This window comes from Cytobacillus sp. FSL K6-0129, from assembly GCF_038007625.1.
GTDB lineage: Bacteria > Bacillota > Bacilli > Bacillales > Cytobacillaceae > Cytobacillus > Cytobacillus kochii.
In genome coordinates, this window is record NZ_JBBOXM010000007.1 from 1 (window position 1) to 5,411 (window position 5,411).

At 43.1% G+C, this 5,411-nt stretch carries 15 protein-coding genes; all 15 read right to left on the reverse strand.

What is annotated here, in order from left to right:
- Nucleotides 1-310 precede the first annotated feature (310 nt).
- Nucleotides 311-529, reverse strand: coding sequence for a hypothetical protein (locus MHI57_RS24870; RefSeq protein WP_340978936.1), 219 nt, complete (start codon nt 527-529; stop codon nt 311-313).
- Nucleotides 516-824, reverse strand: coding sequence for a hypothetical protein (locus MHI57_RS24875; RefSeq protein WP_340978937.1), 309 nt, complete (start codon nt 822-824; stop codon nt 516-518). The genes MHI57_RS24870 and MHI57_RS24875 overlap by 14 nt, the downstream gene beginning before the upstream one ends.
- A 12-nt stretch (nt 825-836) precedes the next feature.
- Nucleotides 837-1,205: a hypothetical protein gene (locus tag MHI57_RS24880; protein WP_340978958.1), complete on the reverse strand. Its 369-nt coding sequence runs from the start codon at nt 1,203-1,205 to the stop codon at nt 837-839.
- Nucleotides 1,206-1,225: 20 nt separating this feature from the next.
- Entirely contained in the window at nt 1,226-1,450 is a 225-nt protein-coding gene (locus MHI57_RS24885; protein ID WP_340978939.1) for a hypothetical protein, read from the reverse strand.
- Nucleotides 1,451-1,582: 132 nt separating this feature from the next.
- Entirely contained in the window at nt 1,583-1,981 is a 399-nt protein-coding gene (locus MHI57_RS24890) for a hypothetical protein (protein WP_340978940.1), read from the reverse strand.
- A 51-nt stretch (nt 1,982-2,032) separates the two neighbouring features.
- A complete protein-coding gene (locus MHI57_RS24895; protein WP_340978941.1) occupies nt 2,033-2,218 on the reverse strand; it encodes a hypothetical protein in 186 nt (61 codons plus the stop codon).
- Between the two features lie 44 nt (nt 2,219-2,262).
- Nucleotides 2,263-2,442 carry a hypothetical protein gene (locus MHI57_RS24900; protein WP_340978942.1) on the reverse strand — a complete coding sequence of 60 codons (180 nt, stop codon included), beginning with the start codon at nt 2,440-2,442 and terminating at the stop codon, nt 2,263-2,265.
- An 11-nt stretch (nt 2,443-2,453) separates the two neighbouring features.
- Nucleotides 2,454-2,639 carry a hypothetical protein gene (locus MHI57_RS24905; protein WP_340978943.1) on the reverse strand — a complete coding sequence of 62 codons (186 nt, stop codon included), beginning with the start codon at nt 2,637-2,639 and terminating at the stop codon, nt 2,454-2,456.
- A 3-nt stretch (nt 2,640-2,642) separates the two neighbouring features.
- Entirely contained in the window at nt 2,643-2,942 is a 300-nt protein-coding gene (locus MHI57_RS24910) for a hypothetical protein (protein ID WP_340978944.1), read from the reverse strand.
- Nucleotides 2,943-3,061: 119 nt separating this feature from the next.
- Nucleotides 3,062-3,271 carry a hypothetical protein gene (locus MHI57_RS24915; protein ID WP_340978945.1) on the reverse strand — a complete coding sequence of 70 codons (210 nt, stop codon included), beginning with the start codon at nt 3,269-3,271 and terminating at the stop codon, nt 3,062-3,064.
- Complete coding sequence (locus tag MHI57_RS24920) at nt 3,271-3,681, reverse strand: DUF1642 domain-containing protein (protein ID WP_340978947.1); 411 nt, start codon at nt 3,679-3,681, stop codon at nt 3,271-3,273. The genes MHI57_RS24915 and MHI57_RS24920 overlap by 1 nt, the downstream gene beginning before the upstream one ends.
- The gene (locus MHI57_RS24925) at nt 3,681-4,058 is read right to left on the reverse strand and encodes a hypothetical protein (protein WP_340978950.1); all 378 of its coding nucleotides are present in this window, start codon (nt 4,056-4,058) and stop codon (nt 3,681-3,683) included. Before MHI57_RS24925 ends, MHI57_RS24920 begins: the two co-directional genes overlap by 1 nt.
- A gap of 15 nt (nt 4,059-4,073) precedes the next feature.
- Nucleotides 4,074-4,658: a macro domain-containing protein gene (locus MHI57_RS24930; RefSeq protein WP_340978952.1), complete on the reverse strand. Its 585-nt coding sequence runs from the start codon at nt 4,656-4,658 to the stop codon at nt 4,074-4,076.
- 164 nt (nt 4,659-4,822) lie between these two features.
- Nucleotides 4,823-5,260 (reverse strand): helix-turn-helix domain-containing protein, encoded by a 438-nt coding sequence (locus MHI57_RS24935; protein ID WP_340978954.1) that lies wholly within the window; start codon nt 5,258-5,260, stop codon nt 4,823-4,825.
- The coding region (locus MHI57_RS24940) for a GIY-YIG nuclease family protein (RefSeq protein ID WP_340978956.1) at nt 5,199-5,411 on the reverse strand (213 nt) is incomplete at its 5' end. The genes MHI57_RS24940 and MHI57_RS24935, both read right to left, overlap by 62 nt.

Genomic DNA, 5,411 nt, shown 5'->3' on the forward strand with positions numbered 1-5,411 from the left:
GCCTGTACCGCTCATGCCGTGAAGCTGTATGAAATGCTGACACGTCGGCTTGCATGCGTCAGTGCCGGCTAGCTTGCATTGTTGCGCTAATAGGCAGCGTTTTGCGTGATTATTCGTCATAGGCTGACGCCTCCTTTCGTTTTAAATTTACCTGTCTAAGACATCTCTCCCGAGACAATACGCAAGTCCTAACACTAGAATTCCCACGAATAATCCGAAAGACATTTTAGGGAAGAAAACAGGCGCGATAAATATTCCGATGCCTATCCCGAAGAGAGCTAATCCGATTGCCATTCGCGATAGTACGTGTTTAATTGTTTTCACTGCGATCACCTCCGTAAAATCTAGTGTACACATACGCCAAAGGAGCTACGAAAATTGTTAGTAGTATAGCCGGCTTACCGTACGTTGGAAAAGTTTCATGTATAAATATAACGAAGGCAATGCATAGTTTAAACGTGTAGTAGGTTCCGACAATGATTCCTGCGATTGCTAAGAAAGATAACGAGAATGTCCTAAGAAATTTCATTACACGCACCTCCGAATTGATAAACGTTATAACATCGCTGACAGAAAACGGGCTGCTTCGTTTCTTCAACCGTGAGATTGTCGACGTTACCGCATTTTGGACATTCCGATGGGTTCAGCTCAATTCGCCACTCCCTTTCGCGTTCCACCTTCGTCATTCCCACATCGTTAAATATCGCTACATGCTCGCTTAACATTCGTGGTTTTAACTCAACGGCGGTATAACGTTTCCCCGACACGCTTACTACAGCAGGCGCTCCGTTTGCCAGCGCGTTCATTGCTTGCGTCAGATTCATTCGTCCACCTCCTTAGATATATAACAATTTAGGATGTTCGTCTTCCTCGTACCTGGTATATCCGATAAAGCCCGAGGTCTCGCTATATAACGAAATCCAATCGACAAACTTTTCGATTTCATCGTCGTAGTTCTTTAAATTACATCGAATAGTAACGTACCATGTACCGAATTGATCGAATCTAATCACGCTATGACTGTCTCCATCAAAATAATAACTGTCGCCACGCAACATAAAACGCCATCTAGCACTTTTAAATAGTTCATGATCCGGAACCGTATCCAGTTCATCACGCTGTCCGGTCATAAATTCAATCGCATTAATAACTACGACTGGAGTATTTTTATCAAGTTCCAATGCGCAAACTAATTCCGTATACATTCCCACTATTTGTCCCCCTCCTATTCTTCGTACCACCCGTCAGCCATATCGTTAATTTCGTTGCGAATATCTAACAATGTACTACTTTGCCGGAAGTTCCCGCTATAGCCGTCGTGTTCAAAAAGAGCGTCTACCTCATCCGCAATATGTGAAATCATTTCGTTAGCCTCAGCCTCTAACTCCGCCGCCTTTGCTATGCGGTGAAATTCCGGCGTACATGTCGTTAATCCTCTGACGCTTATCATTTTCGCTTCACACTCCTCATAGCGACGCTAATTATCGTTGCGCAAAGAACCATTCCCGCGATCATACCCGAAGTGAAAACGCATATTAAAAGCCAGTTTACCGTGCTCATTTGCCGTCAACTCCTTTCGGTTTTAGAACCAATCTTCGTCGATTTCGGTTGCTTCCGCCTCAACTAAACTGTCCGCCCGCTGTTGCTTCCGCTTGACCGCTAACTCCGCCTGCTGTAGCTCCGCACGCTTGTAGGCGTAAACAAAGCCGAATGACATCGCGGGATACTGCGGGTTCACCCGATGCGTAGCGAAGCAGATATCGATGTACTCCCGAATTACTTCCGCTCCATACTCAATGATCGCGTTCTTTAGTTGACCCCTTTCGACGGACCATCGCTCTTTGACTGAGCCTGAACCGAATGGCTGATAGGTTACGCCGTATAGCTCACGGTTGCGGTCGCTCAAGTATTCGTGAAAAGTTGTCGTGTTCCATTTTTCGATGGGCAAGTTTCGCCAATCTTTCGTGCTTATTCGTGACATTTGCGTGACTCCTTTCGTTTGGTTAACGTTTCTATCATTAAGTTTCATACGTTAAATATTATGTTTTTCACAAGTATCAATTTCCCAATATTCATAGGGACGGTATCCGTAATTATCTGTCTTCCATTCTTCCAAAACACTGTCACAATCACCGTTGTTTGGTCTGTTCACCTCATCCTTAACAGTTACGACAATAGGGTCTTCACCTTCAATTAGCATGAAAAAATTTCTTTCCATCGCATATCACTCCTTTAGCAATTTATTTCAAATGAACATATTGCTTATTTGGTTTCATCGGCTTTCTTGTATCGTGCTAACTCAAACCAATTTTGCATGGATTTAATATCTTTTTCTGTAAAACGAGTTTCTAGTTGCGTGTTTTCTGCATATACAGTTACGACGATTTCCTCTTTTTCATAGTCCATTGTAAAAGATGAAGAATGTCCTTTATTTTCTTCCACGTTGACCCTCCTTAATTAACGTTTTTACTCTTGTGTTTCCTTAATTCCTCGCGCAATCTTTCGACCTCCGCAATCAACTCGAACACGTCTCGCGTCATATCCGGCGTAACCGTATAACGATAGAACTCCTCGCCAGTCTTATTAAAACGCTTGACTGATTCGTCGATTCTCTGCCATTTACGTTTAATTTCGTTCATTCGTTAACGCCTCCTTAACTTTTGGTACAACTCATCCATGACAGTTTCGAGAGTTGCAGATAGATATTTGCGTTCGAGCTTTTCTGAGTATAAGTCCGCTTTCTTTAATTCTTCGATTAGTTTAAAGTGCATTATTTCTTTACGCTCGACCTCCGCCTGTAGCTCCGCGATCATATCGAGTAGTGCGGGCACATCGGTATCTAATAACCTCGAAGCCTCCCATGTGTAAAACGGCATATCTACCGATAGAGATTCCGTTTTCTGTTCGATTTCCGTCAATTGTTCGTTGGTTAATTTCGCCATTTAATCGTCCTCCTTGTTTTGCCGTCTAAAGACGCGTTCTAACGGCTTAGAATTAACGTTGAAAGTATTTGTATTGATTCGTGTTTAAAACGTCTGTATGAGCGTTTATATGCGTCTTATTACGTCACTTTCTTCCCTTTAGGCGTATATACTTTCCGCTTCTTTTTACGGTAATGATCGAAGATGAATTGGCGGAATAAATCGTGAATCTTAAAGAATGCGAGCATCAACCTAAACGCGAAATCCCATACGTAATATATTCCGATTAAGATAACGCCAATGCCTAAAATCATGACCGCAAAGGTTGCTATCGTGCTTAGTACCGCCATTATGAATCGCCTCCTGCGTTAATGCCTTCGATTTGGATGCCGAGAATGTCTAGCGTGGTTTCAACCGATTGCAACATACCGTCAACTCTATAAGACTCTAATCCGGATGAACTGTCGTACGTCCCTTTTAACTCTGCGTAATATTCGCGTAACTTATCCTCGGGTGATTGTTCGATTTCATATCCGTTTACTAGTGCGGACACGTAGTTTGGATAGTTCGCGTGGAAATCATTAGATAGCCATTCAGCGATAGGAAATCCGATATGTTCTCCGCCTATTTCCGCTAAAGTCGGACGATCAGTGTTTATAAACTCACCAGCGTTTAATAAATTAGCTTGCTCCCAGCCGTACTCTCGCAGTTTTTCGATTGCTTCCGCCACTCCTTTTGGTATCGTAACTTTGTTTGCCATTATGCGTTCACTCCTTCGATTTTTATGCCGAGTATTTGTAACGTTTTTTCAATACCAACGCGTTCTGCCGAATGTAACATCGCCCCTACTGTACGTCCCTCTGTAATCATTTCGTTAGTGCTAGTAATCAGGTTATCGTAATACTCGCGCAACTGTTCTTCCGGAGGTTGTTCGACTTCATATCCGTTTACTAGTGCGGACAGTAAACGGTCGAAGTTACCGCCGTCAGCGCGAAGATACCCTTTAATAACATCCGAGGTTTGGCCGTACATACCGGAACTACCTATTCCAATAATCCTGCGGTTATCGTGTCCTAATCTTCGTAAACTTTCGATTGCTTCCACCACGTCACGCGGCAACGTTACTTTTTTAGTCATGCGTTAATTCCTCCTTTAAATTCTCCAATGGATTTCGTTAGCCCGTAACCTTGCGAAGTTCCAATCGATGGCTTTCGGCGGATTGTTGAAATGCGATAGTGCAAGCGCCATTTGCTCCGCTACTTTATATGCCGGCATGCGTCCAGCTCCTGCACCAAAAGCCGGAATAGCTACGGTTGTAAAATCTGCGTCATACTGAGCGATTGCTATTAAAGTTGCCTTCATTGCGCGATAGACGTTATCAGTTCCGCCAATGATTGCCGGCACTCTCATCGTTGGCGTGTGTGCTAGATAGGGAATCCGTTGATTATCCGTTTCAATTACGAATGATGTACCCACAGGCTGTTCTCCGTAAAATTCGTCTAGTATATGCGCCTGTACCTTTTCCTGCAATTGAACACCGAAGTAATTCGTGATAGCCGCGTCCATGCCTCCGTCCATTAATCCGAATGAGTTCGCAGGGCTGACGAGACAGTCGATATCGCTAAGTTGTTCGAATATGCCACGATGGATGCGGACATTTTCATGTAGCGCAAAGGAATGTTCGAAACATTGCGCCTGGTATTCGTCAGTTGCTAACAGAACAATATTTAGCGTCATAAGTACCTCCGTATCTGTCGCATAGTATTTTCGCGAAAGGTTTATAGATTATTTAATCTTGGCGTTATTTATGAACAGAGTGAATAAATGGCGCAAGGTTTTCTTGTTATATTGGTTCTCGTTAATTAGTTCTTCTTATTGTGAGGTATACGTCACGTAGTTTCTCACATATACGTCACACGGATGTTGTTCTCAACGTCACACGGATCGCTTAACTCGCGATTTCCGAACTGGAATCCTGCGTCTAGTCCTATCAGATACTTAACGCGATAATAGGTTTGTTTTGTCGGATGCTTTACTTGTTCCTTCGTTATAATCGGGTGGCCATTCCAACGAAAATCGCACAACGCTTTCACTCTTCGATTAACCGTTTCGCGTCTCACATTAAGGTACTGCGCAAGTAAATCTTGCGAAGGGAAACACTCGCCTCGGTCGTTTATGAACACAGCCAAGGCACAAAGCGTTTGAAATCGTTCGCTCCCCAGCGCACCAACAAGACCGCTAGTTACCGCTCGTTTATAAAACTTTACGTAAATATCCTCATGCATATAAATCTCCTTCACCGCTAATTGATTGAAGAATAACTTCGTCGAATTTCTCATTTTCTATGTCCGAAATATCTTCATCCGATAGATCGAACCACTCTCCATTGACTCGTTTATCTGAAAATTTATCGTGAAGAAGTTGTTCAGTTAAACTGTAATCCTTTGATTCTACGATCTTTATATAATCCCATTCGAACGGTAGCTTAAC

Excerpts from the sequence above, each read along its gene's own strand:
- MHI57_RS24920 (WP_340978947.1), bottom strand. The coding sequence starts at position 3,681 with ATGGCAAACAAAGTTACGATACCAAAAGGAGTGGCGGAAGCAATCGAA.
- MHI57_RS24870 (WP_340978936.1), bottom strand. The coding sequence starts at position 529 with ATGAAATTTCTTAGGACATTCTCGTTATCTTTCTTAGCAATCGCAGGA.
- MHI57_RS24930 (WP_340978952.1), bottom strand. The coding sequence starts at position 4,658 with ATGACGCTAAATATTGTTCTGTTAGCAACTGACGAATACCAGGCGCAA.
- MHI57_RS24875 (WP_340978937.1), bottom strand. The coding sequence starts at position 824 with ATGAATCTGACGCAAGCAATGAACGCGCTGGCAAACGGAGCGCCTGCT.
- MHI57_RS24895 (WP_340978941.1), bottom strand. The coding sequence starts at position 2,218 with ATGGAAAGAAATTTTTTCATGCTAATTGAAGGTGAAGACCCTATTGTC.
- MHI57_RS24935 (WP_340978954.1), bottom strand. The coding sequence starts at position 5,260 with ATGAGAAATTCGACGAAGTTATTCTTCAATCAATTAGCGGTGAAGGAG.
- MHI57_RS24880 (WP_340978958.1), bottom strand. The coding sequence starts at position 1,205 with ATGTATACGGAATTAGTTTGCGCATTGGAACTTGATAAAAATACTCCA.
- MHI57_RS24915 (WP_340978945.1), bottom strand. The coding sequence starts at position 3,271 with ATGGCGGTACTAAGCACGATAGCAACCTTTGCGGTCATGATTTTAGGC.
- MHI57_RS24910 (WP_340978944.1), bottom strand. The coding sequence starts at position 2,942 with ATGGCGAAATTAACCAACGAACAATTGACGGAAATCGAACAGAAAACG.
- MHI57_RS24890 (WP_340978940.1), bottom strand. The coding sequence starts at position 1,981 with ATGTCACGAATAAGCACGAAAGATTGGCGAAACTTGCCCATCGAAAAA.
- MHI57_RS24885 (WP_340978939.1), bottom strand. The coding sequence starts at position 1,450 with ATGATAAGCGTCAGAGGATTAACGACATGTACGCCGGAATTTCACCGC.
- MHI57_RS24925 (WP_340978950.1), bottom strand. The coding sequence starts at position 4,058 with ATGACTAAAAAAGTAACGTTGCCGCGTGACGTGGTGGAAGCAATCGAA.
- MHI57_RS24905 (WP_340978943.1), bottom strand. The coding sequence starts at position 2,639 with ATGAACGAAATTAAACGTAAATGGCAGAGAATCGACGAATCAGTCAAG.